The 18,630-nt window shown below is 62.8% G+C and carries 16 protein-coding genes; 9 read left to right on the top strand and 7 right to left on the bottom strand.

Translation table 11 applies throughout. From position 1 onward, the window contains the following. Positions 1 to 49: 49 nt before the first annotated feature. The 5 genes from I6L40_RS17380 to I6L40_RS17360 form a co-directional block, all read right to left on the bottom strand. Positions 50 to 1,795, bottom strand: a complete 1,746-nt coding sequence (locus tag I6L40_RS17380) for a bifunctional molybdopterin-guanine dinucleotide biosynthesis adaptor protein MobB/molybdopterin molybdotransferase MoeA (protein ID WP_216994642.1) — start codon at positions 1,793 to 1,795, stop codon at positions 50 to 52. Next, on the bottom strand, positions 1,792 to 2,427 hold the full coding sequence (gene mobA, locus I6L40_RS17375; protein WP_216994641.1) for a molybdenum cofactor guanylyltransferase MobA: 636 nt from the start codon (positions 2,425 to 2,427) through the stop codon (positions 1,792 to 1,794). The genes I6L40_RS17380 and mobA overlap by 4 nt, the downstream gene beginning before the upstream one ends. Next, on the bottom strand, positions 2,399 to 3,094 hold the full coding sequence (locus tag I6L40_RS17370) for an energy-coupling factor ABC transporter ATP-binding protein (protein WP_216994640.1): 696 nt from the start codon (positions 3,092 to 3,094) through the stop codon (positions 2,399 to 2,401). The genes mobA and I6L40_RS17370 overlap by 29 nt, the downstream gene beginning before the upstream one ends. A 28-nt stretch (positions 3,095 to 3,122) precedes the next feature. After that, a complete protein-coding gene (locus tag I6L40_RS17365) occupies positions 3,123 to 3,824 on the bottom strand; it encodes an ABC transporter permease (protein WP_104014170.1) in 702 nt (233 codons plus the stop codon). A 64-nt stretch (positions 3,825 to 3,888) separates the two neighbouring features. Further along, complete coding sequence (locus tag I6L40_RS17360) at positions 3,889 to 4,719, bottom strand: substrate-binding domain-containing protein (protein WP_216994639.1); 831 nt, start codon at positions 4,717 to 4,719, stop codon at positions 3,889 to 3,891. 251 nt (positions 4,720 to 4,970) lie between these two features. Here I6L40_RS17360 and I6L40_RS17355 point away from each other — a divergent pair, with 251 nt between their 5' ends. Together I6L40_RS17355 and I6L40_RS17350 are read left to right on the top strand one after the other, a co-directional pair. Beyond that, positions 4,971 to 6,326 carry a sigma-54 dependent transcriptional regulator gene (locus tag I6L40_RS17355; RefSeq protein WP_182925970.1) on the top strand — a complete coding sequence of 452 codons (1,356 nt, stop codon included), beginning with the start codon at positions 4,971 to 4,973 and terminating at the stop codon, positions 6,324 to 6,326. A gap of 26 nt (positions 6,327 to 6,352) precedes the next feature. After that, the gene (locus I6L40_RS17350; protein ID WP_216995448.1) at positions 6,353 to 8,467 is read left to right on the top strand and encodes a HAMP domain-containing sensor histidine kinase; all 2,115 of its coding nucleotides are present in this window, start codon (positions 6,353 to 6,355) and stop codon (positions 8,465 to 8,467) included. Positions 8,468 to 8,859: 392 nt separating this feature from the next. Here I6L40_RS17350 and I6L40_RS17345 read toward each other — a convergent pair whose 3' ends face one another. Both I6L40_RS17345 and I6L40_RS17340 read right to left on the bottom strand, forming a co-directional pair. Beyond that, a complete protein-coding gene (locus tag I6L40_RS17345; protein WP_083593401.1) occupies positions 8,860 to 9,726 on the bottom strand; it encodes a helix-turn-helix transcriptional regulator in 867 nt (288 codons plus the stop codon). Positions 9,727 to 9,741: 15 nt separating this feature from the next. Further along, positions 9,742 to 10,599: a formate dehydrogenase accessory sulfurtransferase FdhD gene (locus I6L40_RS17340; protein WP_216994638.1), complete on the bottom strand. Its 858-nt coding sequence runs from the start codon at positions 10,597 to 10,599 to the stop codon at positions 9,742 to 9,744. A 212-nt stretch (positions 10,600 to 10,811) separates the two neighbouring features. Between I6L40_RS17340 and I6L40_RS17335 the strand changes: the two genes are divergently transcribed. The 7 genes from I6L40_RS17335 to I6L40_RS17305 all read left to right on the top strand — a co-directional run bounded on the left by I6L40_RS17335 (position 10,812) and on the right by I6L40_RS17305 (position 18,627). Continuing rightward, entirely contained in the window at positions 10,812 to 11,591 is a 780-nt protein-coding gene (locus I6L40_RS17335; RefSeq protein ID WP_216994637.1) for a hypothetical protein, read from the top strand. Positions 11,592 to 11,805: 214 nt separating this feature from the next. Then, positions 11,806 to 12,360 (top strand): DUF3305 domain-containing protein, encoded by a 555-nt coding sequence (locus I6L40_RS17330; protein WP_216994636.1) that lies wholly within the window; start codon positions 11,806 to 11,808, stop codon positions 12,358 to 12,360. After that, on the top strand, positions 12,353 to 12,952 hold the full coding sequence (locus tag I6L40_RS17325; protein WP_216994635.1) for a DUF3306 domain-containing protein: 600 nt from the start codon (positions 12,353 to 12,355) through the stop codon (positions 12,950 to 12,952). Before I6L40_RS17330 ends, I6L40_RS17325 begins: the two co-directional genes overlap by 8 nt. 103 nt (positions 12,953 to 13,055) lie before the next feature. Continuing rightward, positions 13,056 to 14,795: a 4Fe-4S dicluster domain-containing protein gene (locus tag I6L40_RS17320; RefSeq protein ID WP_216994634.1), complete on the top strand. Its 1,740-nt coding sequence runs from the start codon at positions 13,056 to 13,058 to the stop codon at positions 14,793 to 14,795. A 9-nt stretch (positions 14,796 to 14,804) separates the two neighbouring features. After that, on the top strand, positions 14,805 to 15,422 hold the full coding sequence (locus I6L40_RS17315) for a molecular chaperone (RefSeq protein ID WP_216994633.1): 618 nt from the start codon (positions 14,805 to 14,807) through the stop codon (positions 15,420 to 15,422). Positions 15,423 to 15,523: 101 nt separating this feature from the next. Further along, the gene (locus I6L40_RS17310; protein ID WP_216994632.1) at positions 15,524 to 15,727 is read left to right on the top strand and encodes a transcriptional initiation protein Tat; all 204 of its coding nucleotides are present in this window, start codon (positions 15,524 to 15,526) and stop codon (positions 15,725 to 15,727) included. Between the two features lie 23 nt (positions 15,728 to 15,750). Further along, on the top strand, positions 15,751 to 18,627 hold the full coding sequence (locus I6L40_RS17305; protein ID WP_216994631.1) for a formate dehydrogenase subunit alpha: 2,877 nt from the start codon (positions 15,751 to 15,753) through the stop codon (positions 18,625 to 18,627). Positions 18,628 to 18,630 lie beyond the last annotated feature (3 nt).

The raw sequence follows: 18,630 nt of genomic DNA, 5'->3' as shown, positions 1-18,630 counted from the left end.
TTAAAGTGACCTGGGGGCGCATTGCATCCGGCCTGCGCCCCGTCGGGATTCAGGCCAGTCGTCCTTGCAGGGGGTGGATCCAGACCCGCTCGCCAACGGCGATGCCGCTCTGAGCGGGGACGATTTCAATCAGACAGTTGGCATCGGCCATCGAGCTCAGGATGCCGGAGCCCTGTGGCCCCGTGGTGCGCACCCGCAGCTGGCCGTTGCCATCCTGATGGAAGATGCCGCGCAGGAACTCGGTGCGACCCGGGCGGCTCTTCATCTTCTCGTCTGCCAGTACCGACAGGCGCAGCGGCTGCCACAGCTTGCCCTGCAGGCGGGCGATGGCTGGCTCGACAAATTGCAGGAAGCAGACCATGGCGGCCACCGGATTGCCGGGCAGGCCGAAGAAGGGGGTCTGCCCCAGCTTGCCAAAAGCGAGCGGGCGGCCCGGTCGCATCTGGATGCGCCAGAAATCGATCTGGCCAAGCTCTGCCAGCACCAGCTTGATAAAGTCGGCGTTGCCCACCGAGACCCCGCCGGAGCTCAGCACCAGATCGGCGCTGGCGGCAGCCTGCTCCAGCTGCTGGCGCAGGATGGTCTTGTCATCGGGGATGATGCCAAGGTCCATTACCTCGCAACCCGCGGCGCGGATCAGGGCCATCAGGGTGAAGCGGTTGCTGTCGAAGATATGGCCGGGGGCGAGCAGTTCGCCCGGTGCCTGTACCTCGTCGCCGGTGCTGAACAGTGCCACTTTCAGCGGCGTGCGCACCGGCAGGCTGCCCAGCCCGAGCGATGCCGCCAGCCCCAGCTGGGGGGCGGCGAGTCGGGTACCGGCCGGGATGGCGACCGCACCTTTGGCCAGATCTTCACCGGCCTGACGCACGTTCTGCCCTGCGCGAACGGGGGCGGTGACCGTGACCCACTCACCCTCAATATGAGTCTCTTCGCGCATCACCACGGTATCGACCCCGGGGGGGAGCGGGGCACCGGTCATGATCTGCACCGCCTGACCGGCCAGCACCGGCTCGTGGCGCTGCTGGCCCGCCAGCACTTCACCCACCAGTTGCCAGCGACCGGCGGCGAGATCGTCGCTGCGCAGACCAATGCCGTCCATCGCCGAGTTGGCGTGGGGGGGCACATTGATGGGGCTGATCAGATCGGTCGCCAGCACGGCGCCGTGGCACTGGGCCAGCGGTTTGTCGCTGCAGGCGGTGCTTGGGGTGAGGGCCGCCAGAATGGCGTTGCGGGCCGCTTCGACCGACAAAAAGCCGCTACCAGCCTCCTGCTCGCGAGTCTGGCAGCCGTCAAGCCAGCTGCAGACGAAGTCGGCGATAGCCTCAAGGTCGTTGATATCGAGTTGCGGCAGGGTGGTCTCTGCGGGCTGGTCGCTGGCCAGCGCTATGATGTCCCGGTCTTCGGGGAAGAGCAGCGGCTTGCCAATCTCGGCGCGGTGCAGCTCGATTTTCGGGAAGTGCTCGTGCTTGAACCCCTCGACCAAGAGCAGGTCGAGCTCTGTCTGATCGAAGCTTGCCAGCAGCTGGCGAAAATCGGCTTCGGCCAGCTCGGTTTCAATGATGCGGGCATGGCGACGGCGGGAGGCCACCATCATCTGCTGGGCGCCCGCCTTGCGCAGGCGATAGCTGTCCTTGCCCGGCTGGTCGATATCAAAGTCGTGATGGGCGTGCTTGAGCACCCCGATGCGCAGGCCGCGCCCTGTCAGCAGCGGGATGAGCTGCTCGAGCAGGGTGGTCTTGCCGGTACCGCTCCAGGCGGCGAAGCCGAGCAGGGGAAGAGTGGGGGCCGGGGTCATGAGGTGGCTCCTTGTCCGGTGGCGTCTTGCAGGCGCGCCTCGTAGGCGGCCAGCTCGCCCGGGCTGTTGAGATTGATAAAGGCATCCGGCTGATCGGCAAAGCTCACCACCGCCATATTATGGCGGGCAAACCAGATATCGATTTTGCGCTCCCCCTCGGCCAGTGCGGCGCTGAGGGAGGGGAGCAGGGATGTGTGCAGCAGGGCGACCACGGGTTGCAGCCAGTCGCCGTCGTGGGCTACTACCAGCTCGGTCGTCGGGGTCAGGGCGGCGCGAAAGCGGCTCATCAGGTCCGGGGGGAGGGCTGGGCCATCACAGGGGACGAACAGCACCCAGTCGTGGCGGGCGGCGGCAAGGCCAGCCTGCATGCCCGCCAGCGGGCCGAGGTAGTCGCGATTGTCATCGCTGATGACGGGAGCCAGCGCCTGATAGTGGTCGTGGCTGCGATTGGCATTGATGAGGATCTCGTCCACCTGGGGGCGCAGCCGCTCCAGTACGTGGACGATCAGCGGGCGTCCTGCCAGCTCCACCCATCCCTTGTCTTCGCCCCCCATCCGGGTGGCGCGGCCGCCGGCGAGGATCACTGCCGACACGGGAAAAGGGCTAGAGGGGGATTCGCTTCTTGAAGTCATGTCGCTCGATGATTTTTAAAGGGGTCGTCTCTTGCAGCTGGCCACGGGCGAGGGTCCATTGCCGCTCGCACAGGTCGGTCAGGGCGTTGTGCTGGTGACTGATCACCACCAGGCCGCTGCCATGTTCCCGCAGATCTTGCGCCAATGCGGCCATCAGGGCAACCGAATGTGCATCCAGATTGGCGGTGGGCTCGTCCATCAGCAGAAAAGCGGGTTGCAGTGCCCAGGCTCGGGCCATGGCCAGCCGTTGCCGTTCGCCACCCGAGAGAATGCTGATGTGCTCCCGTGCCAGCCCCTCCAGCTCGACCCGGCGCAGCGCCTCGAACACCCGTACCTCGCTGCCGATCTGCTTGTCCAGCGCCCAGGCGACATTGTCGTGTACCGTGCGATCAAACAGATAGGGGGTCTGGTGCAGATAGGTGACCCGGCCGGGCCCCAGATCCCGTTTGAGCAGGCGGTTGAGCCGCCGTTGCCAGCGCCCCGGCAGGTTGGTGTGGCCGCGGGTCGGGGGGAGCAGCCCCGCCAGGATCTTGAGCAGGGTAGTCTTGCCCACCCCGTTGGCCCCATGCAGCCAGATGGTGTCTCCCGCCGCGATGGAGAGGCGCTCAATCTCGAACAGCTGACGGTCGCCAAAGCGCATCGTTAGCTGGTGGGCGGTCAGAGCCATGGGGTACTCCTGTGGGTTGCGGGCATGGTCAATTCTTCAGATAGCTCTGGCCGCGACAGGCGGTGAGCAGCAGGTTGAGCAGCAAGGCGAGGGTGAGCAGCACTATGCCGAGGGCCACCCCCTGAGTGAAGGCCCCTTTCTGGGTCTCCAGCGCGATGGCGGTGGGGATATTGCGGGTAAAGTGCAGGATGTTGCCCCCCACCATCATGGAGCAACCCACCTCGGTGACGATGCGGCTGAAGGCGCCGATCACCGCCGCCAGCAGGCCAAAGCGGCACTCGTGCATCAACCCGAGCAGCGCCTTGGGCCAGGAGACGCCCAGGGTCAGGGCAGTCTCCCAGGCGCGACGGTCACTCTGGACAAAGGCGGCGTGAGCCATGGTGGCGATGACCGGAAAGGCGATCAGCATCTGCCCCACCACCATCGCCTGCTGGGTAAAGAGCAGCTTCCAGTCGCCAAAAGGGCCGGCTCGCGACAGCAGCATGTAGAGCAAAAGACCGATCACCACGGTCGGCACCGACTGCAGGGTGTTGATGCAGGAGAGCCAGAGCCAGCGGCCGGGCAGCGGCAGGTAGGCCAGCGCAAAGCCCAGCAGCAGCGCAGGCAGCAGCACCAGCAGCAGGGCGATGCCGGAGACGGAGAAGGAGACCCCCACCACCTGCCACAGCTCGGTATCGCCGTTGAACAGCAGGGCGAGGGCCGCCAGGGTCGTGTCGAGCAGCGTCATCAGGACCCTCCCCCGTTATGGTTCAGGGGGAGGGCCAGCTGCGCCGCCATGTCGGTCGGTGCGGGCATTACTGGGTGTTGGCGTCGGCCACGAACAGCGCCTGACCGGCCACCTTGAAGTCGCCGATCAGCTTCTGGCCATGTTCGGAGACCAGCCAGTTCTTCAGGGTGCGGGCCCCTTCGGTGTTGAGATCCGGGTAGCGCTTGGGGTTGACCAGGATCACCTGATAGGGGTTGAACAGGCGCTTGTCACCCTCCAGCAGCACGGCGAGATCCAGCTTGCTCTGGTAGGCGAGCCAGGTGCCGCGGTCGGTCAGGGTGTAGGCTCCGAGCTCGGAGGCCATGGTCAGGGTCGGACCCATCCCCTGGCCGATGGATTTGTAGCCGGCAAACTCGGGTTTGACGTCAGCCGCCTGCCACAGGGTCTTCTCCTTGATGTGGGTACCGGACTCGTCACCGCGGGAGATAAAGGTCTGGCCCTTATCCTTGATGGCTTGCAGCGCTTTGGCCGCGTCGTGCAGCTTGGCCAGACCCGCCGGGTCTTTGGCCGGGCCGACGATGACGAAGTCGTTGTACATCAGGTGCACCGGCTCGATGCCAAAGCCCGCGTCGACAAACTTCTTCTCGGCAGAGGGGGCGTGGGTCATCACCAGATCCGCGTCGCCATTCTCGCCCATCTTCAGGCTCTGGCCGGTACCGGCCGCCATCACCTGCACCGGATAGCCGGTCTCCTTGGTGAACTGGGGCAGCAGCCAGCCCAGCAGACCGGACTGTTCGGTACTGGTGGTGGTGGCGAGGCGGATTGGCGCCTTGGTAGTGTCAGCATGGGCAGCCCCGGCGATCAGCAGGCTGGCGGCGAGAGAGAGGGCAAAACGTTTGAAGTTGGTTTTTATCGTCATTGTGATGCAACTTTCAGGGCAGGTGAGAGAGGGAACAGCCAAGCAAGCGGGGTGCCAAACTGTTTCATACCACTGTGATTAGCTCTTTACCCTTAAAAAACAGTTGGTTAATTGTGGCAATTAGGTGAGCCGGTTATCGCTTTTAATAATTGGGGTTGGTGATTTTGATACGGGAAGGACAAAATGTCCCACTAAAGTTCCGGTTATCGGGACATTCTCCGACCTTACCTGTATTCGAGGTGCTTTTTTTCATGACAGTCTCTTCCGGCCGCTGGTCTGCCCTCTCCCTGCTCATCGTCGACGATGAGCCCGGCATGCGCAGTTTTCTGGCCAAGGCGCTGGCCAGGCGCTTCGCCCAGATAGAGACAGCCGCCAGCGTGGAGGAGGCGGAAGCCCTGCGCTGCCGCCTCCATTTTGATCTCATCATCGCCGATATCCGCCTGCCGGGGCGCTCCGGCATCGAGTGGCACGAGGCCATCGAGCCCGGCACCCGCCGCAGCGATATCATCTTCATGACCGGTTTTGGCGACATGGAGACCGCCCTCAAGGCGCTGCGTCTGGGGGCGAGTGACTTTATTCTCAAACCCTTCAATCTCGATCAGATGGTGCAGGCGGTAGACAGGGTCATCGAGCGCCGCCAGATGGAGCGGGAGAACCTGCTGCTGCGCCGGGAGGTGAGCAAGCTCTTCCCGCCCACCCTGATTGGTGACAGCGCCAAAACCTGCGAGCTCAAGACCCTGATCGCCCGGGTCGCCCCCTCCAACGCCGCCGTGCTGGTGGAGGGGGAGTCCGGTACCGGCAAGGAGCTGGTGGCCCGCGCCCTGCACCAGCTCTCCGGTCGGGTCGGGGCCTTTGTGCCCCTCAACTGCGCCTCCATCGCGCCGGAGCTTTTGGAAAGCGAGCTGTTTGGCCATGTGCAGGGGGCTTTTACCGGCGCCCGCAAGGGGCGTGACGGTCTGTTTCGGGTCGCTCATCAGGGCACGCTCTTTTTGGACGAGATCGGTGAAATGCCGCTGGCGATGCAGGCCTCCCTGCTGCGGGCGCTGGAGCAGAAGGCCATTCGCCCGGTCGGCGCCGAGCGCGAGCTGGCGGTGGATGTGCGCATCGTCGCCGCCACCAACCGCAACCTCAAGGCCGAGGTGGAGGCGGGTCGCTTTCGCGAGGATCTCTTCTATCGTCTCAACGTGGTGGCGCTGCCGGTCGCCCCGCTGCGCGAGCGCATCGACGATATCCCCGCGCTGGTGCACCACTTTACCCGCCAGCTCACTGCCGAGATGGGGATGGGCTCCTTGAGCTGGACCCACGAGGATGTGGTGGCGATGCAGGCTTACCCCTGGCCCGGCAACGTGCGCGAGCTGCGCAACCTTATCGAGCGCTGCCTGCTGCTCGGCAAGCCCCCCGCCGACTACTGGCAGAGCAGCCAGCCGGCGCCGCAAAGCGATGGCGGCGACGGCTATCCGCTGGAGTGGCCGCTGGCCGAGGTGGAGAAGGCCCACATCCTGCAAGTGGTGGCGAATCATGATGGCAACAAGTCGGCCGCCTCCCGGGTGCTCGGGGTGGCGCGCAAGACGCTGGATCGCAAGTTCAAGGAGTGGGCCATCGAATGAGGTCTGCCGATGCCAAGGGAGTGGCGATGAAAAAGAGCCTGTTGTCACGCTGTATCCGAATTCTGTTGCCGCGTTGCGTGCGCACCAAGGTGCGCTGGCGCCTGCTGCTGCTCACCTCCATGCCCATCATGCTGAGTCTGGCGGGCATGGTGGCGCTCACCCTCTACTGGACGCTCACCTACAGCTGGCAGAACCTGCTCACCACGGTCAGAAGCGATCTGGCTGGCGCCCACCACGCGGTGATCGTGCAGCAGACTCGCCAGAGCGAGCACCTCGAACACCTGCGCGATGCCTGGGCCTTTCAGCTGCGGCTGCGGGAATCGCCGGATCAGCTGCAGGATTGGGTGATGCCGCTGGCATCCAACTACGGCCTCGATTTTCTGCGTCTGCGCCGCGGCGCCGAGCTGGACACCCTGACGGCACAGGAGCTGACGGCCCTGCGTGCCGGACGCAGCGTCAGCCACTTCGTGGTCTGGTCGCAGCAGGAGATGCGCGCCCTCTCGCCGCTGTTGGCCAAGCGGGCCGTGCTGTGGCAACGGGATGGCACCAAAGTGGTGGAGAACCGGGGGCTGATCAGCCTCTCGCTGACGCCGGTGATGGGCCGTGACGGCTCCCTCTGGGCGGTGCTCGAGGGGGGCGAACTGATTAACGGCAGCACCCGGCTGGTGGACGAGATCAAGGGGCAGGTGTTTGCCAAGAACACCCTGCCGGATGGCAGTGTCGGCACCGTTACGCTGTTTCTCGACGATCTGCGGGTGAGCACCAACGTCCCGATCAGCAGCAGCCATCAGGTGGGCCGGGCGGTGGGCACCCGGGTCTCGCCGCCGGTGCGCGAGCAGGTGCTGAAGCGGGGCGAGCTCTGGATTGACCGCGCCTTCGTCCATGACGCCTGGTATGTCTCGGGCTACGAGCCGCTCTTGGGTGCCAGAGGCGAGCGGATCGGCATGCTCTATGTCGGTTTCCTCGAGTGGCCCATCATTCGCACCTACCTCACCAATCTGGTGGAGCTTGGCTCCGGCGTGGTGGTGCTGCTGCTCATCTCGGGCCTGCTGGTCTATCGCAGCGCGCGGGATCTCTTCACCCCCATCGAGCGGATGCACAAGGTGGTGCGGCAGGTGCAGGCGGGGCAGTCGGCCCGCATCGGCGAGCTGGCCCTCGACCCCGACCACGAGCTGGCCCAGCTTGGCCGCCAGTTCGACGCCATGCTGGACCGGCAGGAGGCGCACCAGCAGCAGATGGCCCGCAGCGCCGACGAGCTGGAGCAGAAGGTGGCGGAGCGCACCCAAAGCCTCAAGCAGAAGACCGCCGAGCTGGAGGAGCATATCCAGATGCTGACCGAGGCGCGCCAGCAGCTGCTCATCAGCGAGAAGCTGGCGGCCCTTGGCGAGCTATCGGCGGGGGTGGCCCACGAGATCAATAACCCCTTGGCGGTGATCCTCGGCAACGTGGAGCTGATGAAGCTGGAGCTGGGGGAGGCGGCCGAGCCGGTCAGCGAGGAGCTGGCGCTGGTGCTGACCCAGATCGAGCGCATTCGCGCCATCACCCGCAGCCTGCTGCAATATTCGCGCCCCGGCGACTACGAGACGGCGCCGGTGTGGCAGCACCTCAACCCCATCATCGAGGAGAGCCTGACTCTGGTGCGCTCCGCCCTGCGCCAGCAGCAGGTAGCGCTGGTGGCCGACCTCAAGGCCCAGCAACCCATCGAGGCGGATCGCCAGCAGCTGCTGCAGGTGCTGATAAATCTCTTGGTCAACGCCAGCCACGCGCTGGGGGAGCAGGGGGAGATCCGGGTCGAGAGCCGCGACTGGTTCGATGAGGCGGGCGTGTTGCAGGGGGCGCTGGTGCGGGTCATCGACAACGGCAGCGGCATCGAGGCGGCCATCATGGACAAGATCTTCGACCCCTTCTTCACCACCCGCGCCACCGGCACCGGGCTGGGGCTGGCACTGAGTCACCGCATCATCAGCCGCTGGGGCGGCGAGCTCTTGGTGGACTCCACCCCGGGGCAGGGGAGCTGCTTTACCGTGCGGCTGCGCAGCCACGCCCTGCTGCCAAGCGGCGGCGAACCGGCCCAGCTCGAAGGGTGGCGCATTGCCCTCAATGCCGAGGGGTTTGATTCCGGCGGCGAGCGCGGTCAGTAACCCTTCACCTTCGTGCAACGGAAAAATCCCCAAGCAAACCTTGGGGATTTTTTTATGGCGGCTCTGGCGGATCGGAGGGGGCTGCTGCGGGGTTGGCCGGACCGACCTTGATGGCCTCTCCGGGGCAAAACAGTCGGTATAAATTAAATTTATGGGTTTTGCCAAAATGACCCGGTTTTAACTTATACCGAGGGCTAACCCGTTCTGAGCGCCTGTTACAGGTGGATGGAGGTCGCCAGTGCACTCCCTCCGATTTGGCAGCTTGGATGGGGAGCAAGAGTGTCAGGCAGAGGCAGGCAAACCGTCTCGCAGGCCGGGCAGCCAGTGAGACGGGAAATTGCGGAGACGGTGAAATGCGGGAGAGGGGGAGGGGTTAGGTCGTGCCGGGCCGCTTACTGCGGGCTCCACACCAGCTTGCCGCTCTGGCTCAGGTCATAGCCGCCGAGGCGAGCCGCCAGCTCGCGCCCCTCGGGGGATTGCAGCCAGCCGATCAGCTGTTGCAGCAGGGTGCGAAAGAAGACCCCCTGCGGCATCACCAGATCGAAGCACTCCTGCGACAAGGGCATAAAGCCGAGGCCAAACTCGGTGGCGGTGCTCTGGGCGCCCGGCCCGACGTCGGCATCGCCACGGCTGATGGCGGCGGCCAGCTCCCGCTCGCTGTTGACCTCGAGGGTGCGCTCCAGCCGGGTCAGCGACTCCCCCTGGGTTTGCAGCCACTCCTGCAGGGCGCGCTGGCTGCCTGCCCCCTCCTGACGCATGGCCCAGCGCCAGTCGAGCGCCTCTTTCGCCTCCTTGGGTTGCAACCCCTGCCGCAGTACCAGCCCCTGCACCCGCCGAAATCCATGAACGATCACCCATTGCCGGTGGCCCTGATACTGCTGCACCAGCGCCGGATGGCGCAGGTGGGCCTCCTCGGCCTGCCCCCAGTGGATGGCGCAGAGATCCACATGGCCGCGCGCCAGCATCGCCAGCCCTTGACGGGTGCCGCACGGGGTGTAGCCCACCAGAGCCTGGGTGCCGAGCTGCCGCGCAAGCTTGCTGCAACCATAGTGCAGCAGCACGTCGTCCGAGCCCGCCAGCAGCAGCCGGTCGTTCATCACCCCCTCGTGGCAGCTGCCGAGCAGCCAGCGATCGAGCAGGGATCGCGGAAACAGCCACTTGCCGGTCGCCTTGGTGGCGGGGATGCGCGCCTCGTTGGCGAGCTGGTAGACCTTCTTCTCGTTGAGATCGAGGTACTCGGCCACCTGCTTCACATTCATAAATTCATTCATGGCTTAATCTCGCATCCCGCGACCGGTTGAACCGGGCGCCAGCATCGGCGGCTTCTCGTCCAGCACAATATGGTCGTGGCCGCTAAAGACCTCGAAGTGGCGCCCCTTGGCGCGGGCAATCATGGTGATGCCGAGCTGGCGCGCCAGATCCAGCCCCATCTGGGTGACGCCGGAGCGCGACAGCAGCACCGGAATGCCCATCTGCGCCACCTTGATCACCATCTCCGAGGTGAGCCGCCCGGTGGTGTAGAAGATCTTGTCGTGGCCAGCCTCGCCGCGCATCCAGAGCTCGCCCGCCAGAGTATCCACCGCATTGTGGCGCCCCACATCTTCGACAAAAGAGAGGATTTCACTGCCGCGACAGATGGCGCAGCCATGCACGGCTCCCGCCATCTTGTAGGTGTCGTTATGGGCCGACAGCGCCTTGAGCAGGGCGTAGAGGGTGCTCTGTTTAAGCTCGGGCGCCGCCAAGACCACCCCTTCGAGCTTCTTCATCACGCTGCCATACATGGTGCCCTGACCGCAGCCGGAGGTGACCGTCTTCTTCTCCAGTGACTTGTCGAGATCGGCGGCCTGCTGACTGCTCACCACGGCGGCGGCCTCGCTCTCCCAGTCGACGATCACCGACTCGATGGCTGCAATATCCTCGATAAAGCCCTGATTTTTCAGATAACCCAGCACCAGCGCCTCGGGGCGGGCCCCCAGCGTCATCAGGGTTACGATCTCCTTCCAGTTGAGGTAGACCGTCAGTGGCCGCTCACAGGCGATTTGGCGGGTTTGCAGTGTGCCCTGCTCATCCATCACCTCGACGGCCATGGTGAGCTGGGCTGCGGCATTGCTTTTGATAAAGGTCGGTCTCATGGGCCCCTCGCGACCGGTTGCCGGGATCTAAGGGGAGGGATACAGCAAGTTTTGTTCCAGATTTCTGACTGAAGAATAATATGTTTTAAATTTAAGAGATGTTATTGATGTATATTTTTAATTTTATTTTCTCAGTGCTGCAAAACTTTATTAGCTAGACGTTTTTAAGTATGCTCTATGGATGATGATATATGTGTTTAGAATGATTCTAGATGGAGGGGACATTGAATTCAATTGAGCGGTTTATTCTTGGTCGTTTGCTAAAAAAACCTGCGCCGGAGCGAATACCAAGAAGTGGGGATGATGCCAAAAAAGTTGACTGCTATGTAGTCTACTTTAGATCACGTGATAACACATGGACATTGCTCTGTCATGAAGTATGCCATGGTGGTGTCACAGGAATGTATTGGGAAAATAATATGGAGTTTGGAGTTGTATCAATTCCATTTTATCTTCTTGGTGAGTATGAATTAGATATAACATATTTTTATGGTCCCTATGATTTACGATATGAATCAATTTTTCAATATTTTTATGAAGGACTTATACCAGTTGACAAGATAAAGATTTTGATAGGGAAGGGACATCAGTTCCTTTTTAATAAAAAAGAACTGATTCGTTCTGAGAGAGTCGAAGTGCTCAAGCTACTTCTTGAAAAAGAGTTAGATAACAATAGCCATAGTTATTGTACAAGTGCTATTAATTTATCTACGCTGTTATATACAGCGCGCTGGGTTTTTCATCCAGATAAAAGTCGTCAATTAAGATACAATGATCTGCTTCTCAAATCTCTTCTTCTGAGTGGTGATTTGGAATCCTGTAATAATGGGTTTAAATTGTCGCCGCAAGCATTAGTTACAATATCTAATTATGAAGAGGAACAAAGAAAACATAGAGAAAATATTGCACAGGCTAAGGCAATGAAATGGTTAACTGTTGGATTGATAATTGTGGGCGTAATTCAAGCCGTTATTACTCTATGGGGTAAATAGAAACGTAGGTTCGAATAGCGAAGCGTATTCGGACGGTCGTGTATTGGAATTGTTGTTATCCTACCTACGCCTAGGTGGAACAGCCCATCCCACCTTGGCCCCACTCTTGCTATGTCCTATCCCATTGATGGCCGTGGCCGCCCTGAATCTGTTGCTCTGAACCGTCCCAAACGGGGTGGATTACGGGGGAGGGCGGCCCGGCAGAGACCTTCTGATGGGAGCCGTGACAGTGCAAGAGACAACCAAACCCCTCTCCCCGCAGCGCTGGCTGCAATTGGAGTTAAAGGCCATCGACAGTCAGGTTGGCCGCTGGCAGAGCCGCCGTTTCGAGATAGCGGCGCTCCACCCCGCCGAGCCCAAGGCTGCCGGTGCCTTGCCCCTTACCCTGTTTCGCGATGAGCGGGGGGATTATCGCTTTAACCTGAGCTCCGGCTCGCCCCGCCTGTTTGTCACCGGAAGCCGCGTGGACAGTGGCTTTGTGGCCGATGGCCTGACCCTGAGCCAGACCGTGGCCGCCGCCTATATGGATGGCGAGCGGCAGGTGCTCTCCTGTCCGCTGCCCGAGGCGCTGCAAGCCTGGGTGGAGGCCTTTATCGGCCGTCACGGCGAGCTGCTGGAGGCCCGTCGCAAGGGCAAGAAGGGCAAGGGGCGGGCGCAGGATCAGCTCGGTGTCGATACGGTAGATCAAGCCAGCTGCGGCGCCGTGAAAGCCACCGGCCCCGATGGCCGCGAGCGTGGCTGCGACAGCGGAAATCGCGCCCATGAGTGAGTTCCTCAAGCGCTGGTCGTCTCGCAAGAGTGAGGCGCGCAAGCATCAGGCATTGCAGCCGAGGGAAGAGGTTAGCCCCGAGGCAGTTGCCACCCCCATCGAAGGCAGTGGCGAAGGTGAAACTCCAGATACTGCGCTGGATAGCCCCGTAGTCAGCACTGACAAGGGGAGCAGTGAACTCCTTGCCGTTGAGAGGCTGGAGAGTGGCGAGTCGCAACTGAAAATGGCTCAGCCGGGCAAGGCCAAACTTCCCGACAAGGAGGCGCTGCGGGCCATGTTTCGCAGCCATAAACCGGATGGGCTCGACGACTACACCCAGGATTTCAGCCGACCCGAATTGCTGCCTGCGGCCCTGACCGCTGGCCTGCGCAACTGGCTGGTAGAGCAGGTAACCGCCCCGGAGAGCGAATCGGTCAATCCGGCCAGCGGATCCGCTGAACCGGTGGCGCTTGCCAGCGAACCTGCCGCCGAGCCGCACGAGCTGGCTGATAACCATTCTCAAACCCACACCGACGATCGGGACATTTTGGTTTCCTCTGGTGGACAAAATGTCCCAACCAAAGTTGGGGGAATGGAACCCTCAGGATCCTGACTCCCTGTCAGTCACTTTTTTTCCGGGGGAGTTGGCTCGGCTCTTGCTCTCTCGGCTTACCAACAAGCGCCCATCCCATGAGGTGGCGCGCGCAGGAGTGTATGTGAGCACTGAACAAACATTGCCAAATCTGAGCCCTAATCTGACCGACGGGGCGGGGACGGCCGCGCATAACGCGCGCGCTCGCGCCTATGCCCTGCAGCATACGGTCAAGACCGACAACCTGATCCCGGCCACTGTCTCTTACCAGAGTCAGGGGCGCCTGCTGCTGGTCGGCCCGGAAGATCGCATTCGCCGCGCCGCCAGCCTGCTGCCCGCCGGAGTGAAGCCCACCCTGCTGGTGAGCGAAGCGGTCCACGATGCCGAGGCGGCGGATCTCGAAGCCATCTTTGATGCTACCGCATCCCTCGCGGCCCTGACCCTGCGCGAGCCGAGCCTGACAGGGTATCTGGGGCAGTTCCAGCTCACCGGCCTCAATGGGCAGGGGGAGCGGGTTAATCTGGCTGCGCTTTGCTTCCCACAACAAGCGGCTGCTGTCAGTGAACAGCCACGCGCACCGCGCTTCGATCTGGTGGCCGATCTGGGCCGCGCCCCGCTCTTTGCGCTGGAACGTCCGCCGGTCGGTTATCTGCATCTGGCTGATGACACCGACTTGGCTGAACGGCTTGCCGAGCTCTGTGCGCTGACCGGTATCTTCGACAAGCCGCGCTATTTTCGCCTCGACCCCGAGGCCTGCGCCTTTACCGCCCGCGGCGTGCCAGGTTGCAGCCGCTGCCTCGATGTCTGCCCGACCGATGCCCTCAAGCCCATCAATGGTCGCATTCAGATCGATCCCCATCTCTGTCAGGGCTTTGGCAGCTGTGCCTCTGCCTGTCCGACCGGGGCGATTGCTTATCACCAGCCCGATGCCAACACCAGCGGCGACTACCTGTTCCGATTGCTCAAGCATTATCGGGAGGCGGGTGGCGAAGCGCCCCAGTTGCTGATCGCCGGTGAAAACGAGCGCGAATGGGTGGAAGCCGAACTCACCCGCCTGCCTGCCAACTGGCTGCCGATCTGGGTGGAGGAGAGCGCGAGTTTAGGCATCGAGAGCTGGTTTGCCGCCCTCGCCTATGGCGCCTGCGGGGTGCGCATTGCGCTGGGCGATGATGCCCCCGCAAGTGTCCGTGCGCTGGTTGAGCGGGAGCTGGCGAGCGCGGCCGTGCTACTGGCGGGCGCCGGCCTTGCTGCCGATCGCATTGCTCTGTTTGACGCAGATGCTGGTGAGCCTGTTTCCGGCCAGCCAGCCGTAGCCCTGCTGGAGAAGCCGCTCAAAGGGGACAAACGGGAAAACCTGTTTGCCGCCTTCGACGCCCTCTGGCAGGCCAACGAAGGGAGCCGCGAGCCGCTGGCGGTGCCCCACGGCGCCCCTTACGGCAGCGTGGAATTGAAAGAAGCTGACTGCACCCTCTGCATGGGCTGCGTGGCGGTCTGCCCGAGCCGTGCCCTGCATGCGGTGGGTCATGCCCCCGGCCTCAACTTTATCGAGCAGGACTGCATTCAATGCGGCATGTGCGAAAAGGCCTGCCCCGAGCAGGCCATCGTGCTGGTGCCCCGCCTGCAACCTGTGCCCGAGGCGCGCCGCGCCGTGCAGAGCCTGAAAGCTGAAGAGGCCGCCTGCTGCATTCGCTGCGCCAAGCCGTTCGCGCCCGCCTCGATGATCCGCCGCATCCAGCAAAAACTGGCCGGTCACTCCCACTTCCAGAACGAGGCCGCCCAGCGGCTGCTGATGTGCGAGGAGTGTCGGGTCAAGGATGTGTTTGCAGCGCTGGCGGCAGATCCCGTCTCCCAGCTCAAGGTGTGAGGGCCAGTGATGAGTGAACAACATAACGAAAAGGCTGGCGAACCGACCATGACCGAACTGGAACAGAGCAGCGCCGATCTCTACGCCCTGCTGGCAAGCCTCTGGCGTGCCGCCCCCCGTGGCGAACAGCTCGCCTGGCTGCAAGGGTTGCAGGCCATGCCGGGCCCCTTTGCCAGAGGGCTGGGGCTGGTGCAGCTGGCGGCCAGTAGCCACCACGAAAACGAGCTTGCCGAGGAGTATCAGGATCTCTTTATCGGGTTGGGGCGCGGGGAGATCGTGCCGTTTGCCTCCTGGTATCTCACCGGCTCATTGATGGAGCTGCCGCTGGCAGTGCTGCGCGCAGATCTGCAGTCGCTTGGCTTCGAGCGCCAGAGCGGAGTGTGCGAGCCGGAAGATCATCTCGCCGCCCTCTGCGAGGTGATGGCGGTGTTGATCGCCGAGCAGCACCCGGATCGCAACCGCTTCTATGAGCGCCACCTTGCCCCCTGGGTACTCGCCTGCTGCCGCGATCAGCAACAGGCGAAAGGGGGCAGCTTCTACCGGGCGGTCGGCGCCCTTGCCGAAGATTTCTTCAAGCTGGAAAACGAATTGCGCCTGCCGTTTGGCGCCTGCGTGGTGACGGGCTGAATGCCTCTATCCACTCACAACAAAACGAACAGACGAGATATCCCATTGGACGCGAAGCTGGCGCACAGGCGCCAGCAAGAACAACAACAGAGGTCACAAGAATGAGCGATGAAAAGCTGAAAGACCCGTCCCGCCGCAATCTGATCAAGGGAGTTGGCGTGGTCGCCACCATAGGCGTGCTGGCCGGTGCCGCCGGTCGGGTGGTGGGCAAGGAGGTACTGACCCACGATACCAAGCCTGATCAGGGCTATCGGGAGACCCCCCATGTTCACGACTTTTATCGCACCCTGCGCGGCACCGACTGAGCCGGATCAGTGAAGGAGAACTCATGAAACTGACGAAACGTGCCGAGCAGCCCCGGGCGGGCGAGCAGGGCAATGATGCTGTTCGCGGTCAGGGGCTGACCCGTCGCGCCTTTATGGTCAACTCGGGTCTGGTGGCCGGTGGCGCCGTGGCAGCCGGTTGGCTGGCCCCTGCCATGATGCAGCGGGCCGAGGCCAAAACCGTGGCGGCCGAGGTGCCGGTCGAGGTGAAGCGCACCATCTGCTCCCACTGCTCGGTGGGCTGCGGCGTCTATGCCGAGGTGCAGAACGGCGTCTGGACCGGTCAGGAGCCTGCCTTTGATCATCCCTTCAACCTTGGCGGTCACTGCGCCAAGGGGGCGGCCCTGCGCGAGCACGGCCACGGTGAGCGTCGCCTCAAGTACCCGATGAAGCTGGTGGGCGGCAAGTGGCAGCGTATCAGCTGGGATCAGGCCATCGAAGAGGTGGGCAACGAAGTGCTGCGCCTTCGCAAGGAGTCCGGCCCCGACAGCGTCTACTGGCTCGGCTCGGCCAAGCACTCCAACGAGCAGGCCTACCTGTTTCGCAAGATGGCGTCCCTGTGGGGCACCAACAACGTGGATCATCAGGCGCGCATCTGTCACTCCACCACGGTCGCAGGTGTAGCCAACACCTGGGGCTACGGCGCCATGACCAACAGCCTGAACGACATGCACAACAGCAAGTCGATCATGTTTATCGGCTCCAACCCCGCAGAGGCCCACCCGGTCGCCATGCAGCACATCCTGCTGGCGAAAGAGCGCAACGGCTGCAAGATCCTGGTGGTCGACCCGCGTCGCACCCGCACCGCCGCCAAGGCGGACATGTACCTCTCCCTGCGTCCGGGCACCGACGTCGCCTTTATCTGGGGCATGCTCTGGCACATCTTCAAGAACGGCTGGGAAGACAAAGAGTTCATCCGCACCCGCGTCTACGGCATGGACGAGGTGCAAAAAGAGGTGGCGCGCTGGACCCCGGCGGAAGTGGAGCGGGTGACCGGCCTCAACGAACAGCAGGTCTATGGCGCGGCCAAACTGCTGGCCGACAACCGCCCCGGCTGCGTGGTCTGGTGCATGGGCGGTACCCAGCACACCACAGGCAACAACAATACCCGTGCCTACTGCATCCTCGAACTGGCCCTCGGCAACGTGGGCAAGAGCGGGGCGGGCACCAACATCTTCCGCGGTCACGACAACGTGCAGGGCGCCACCGACTTTGGCGTCACCTCCGATTCCCTGCCCGGTTACTACGGGCTGGAAGAGGGCTCCTGGAAGCACTGGGCCCGGGTGTGGGACGTCGATTACGAGTGGATCAAGGCCCGCTTTGACAACAAGGCCTACAACGGCAAGCTGCCGATGAACAACAACGGCATTCCGGTCTCCCGCTGGGTAGACGGGGTGCTGGAGAACGCCGATCTCATCGAGCAGGGCTCCAACATCCGCGCCATGTTCTATTGGGGCCATGCGGTCAACTCCCAGACTCGCGGCCCCGAGATGAAGAAGGCGATGCAAAAGCTCGACATGATGGTGATTGTCGACCCGTATCCCACCGTCGCCTCGGTGATGAACGATCGCACCGACGGCGTCTACCTGCTGCCGGCTACCACCCAGTTCGAAACCTATGGTTCCGTCACCGCCACCAACCGCTCCATGCAGTGGCGTGACAAGGTGATAGAACCCCTGTTCGAATCCAAGGTCGACCACGAGATCATGTATCTGTTGAGCAAGAAGCTCGGCTTTGCCGAGCAGCTGTTCAAGCACATCAAGGTGGAGAACAACCAGCCGCTGCTGGAAGACATCACCCGCGAATACAACCGCGGCATGTGGAGCGTGGGCTACACCGGCCAGAGCCCGGAGCGGCTCAAGGCGCACCAGCAGAACTGGCACACCTTCCACAAGACCAACCTCAAGGCCGAGGGCGGCCCGGTCAGTGGCGAAGTGTACGGTCTGCCCTGGCCCTGCTGGGGCACCCCTGAGATGAAACACCCCGGCAGCCATATCCTCTACGACACCAGCATTCCGGTGTCGGAAGGGGGCGGTGGTTTCCGCGCCCGTTTCGGCATCGAGTATCAGGGCGTCTCGCTGCTCGCCGAAGACTCCTGGCCGAAGGGAAGTGAAGTAGAAGACGGCTATCCCGAGATCACTGCCGACCTGATGAAACAGCTCGGCTGGTGGGATGAGCTGACCGAGGCCGAGAAGAAGGAGGCCGAGGGCAAGAACTGGAAGACCGATCTCTCCGGCGGTATCCAGCGGGTCGCCATCAAGCACGGCTTCGTCCCCTACGGCAACGCCAAGGCGCGCTGCGTGGTGTGGACCTTCCCGGATCAGGTGCCCAAGCACCGCGAGCCGCTTTACACCCCGCGCCGGGATCTCTTGGCAGACTACGCCACCTGGCCCGATGCCAAGAGCCTGTGGCGCCTGCCGACCCAGTACGCCTCGGTGCAGGAGAAGGATGTCAGCAAGGAGTTCCCGATCATCCTCACTTCCGGCCGTCTGGTGGAGTACGAGGGGGGCGGTGACGAGACCCGCTCCAACCCCTGGCTGGCCGAATTGCAGCAGGAGATGTTCGTCGAGATGAACCCGGCGGATGCCAACGACGTCGGCGTGCGCGACGGTCAGGATGTGTGGGTCGAGGGGCCGGAAGGGGGCCGGGTCAAGGTGAAGGCGCTGGTGACCCCGCGGGTCAAGCCGGGGCTTGCCTTTATGCCGTTCCACTTCGGTGGCCACTTCGAGGGCAAGGATCTGCGATCCAAATATCCGGAAGGGTCTGATCCCTATGTGCTGGGGGAGTCGGTCAACATAGTCACCACCTATGGCTATGACCCGGTCACTCAGATGCAGGAGACCAAGGTCACCCTGTGCCGTTTTCGCAAAGTAGGAGCCTGATCC

Source organism: Aeromonas sp. FDAARGOS 1410 (assembly GCF_019048745.1).
GTDB lineage: Bacteria > Pseudomonadota > Gammaproteobacteria > Enterobacterales > Aeromonadaceae > Aeromonas > Aeromonas jandaei.
Note: the sequence above shows the minus strand (reverse complement) of the source record. Positions and strands in the feature narration are given on the sequence as shown.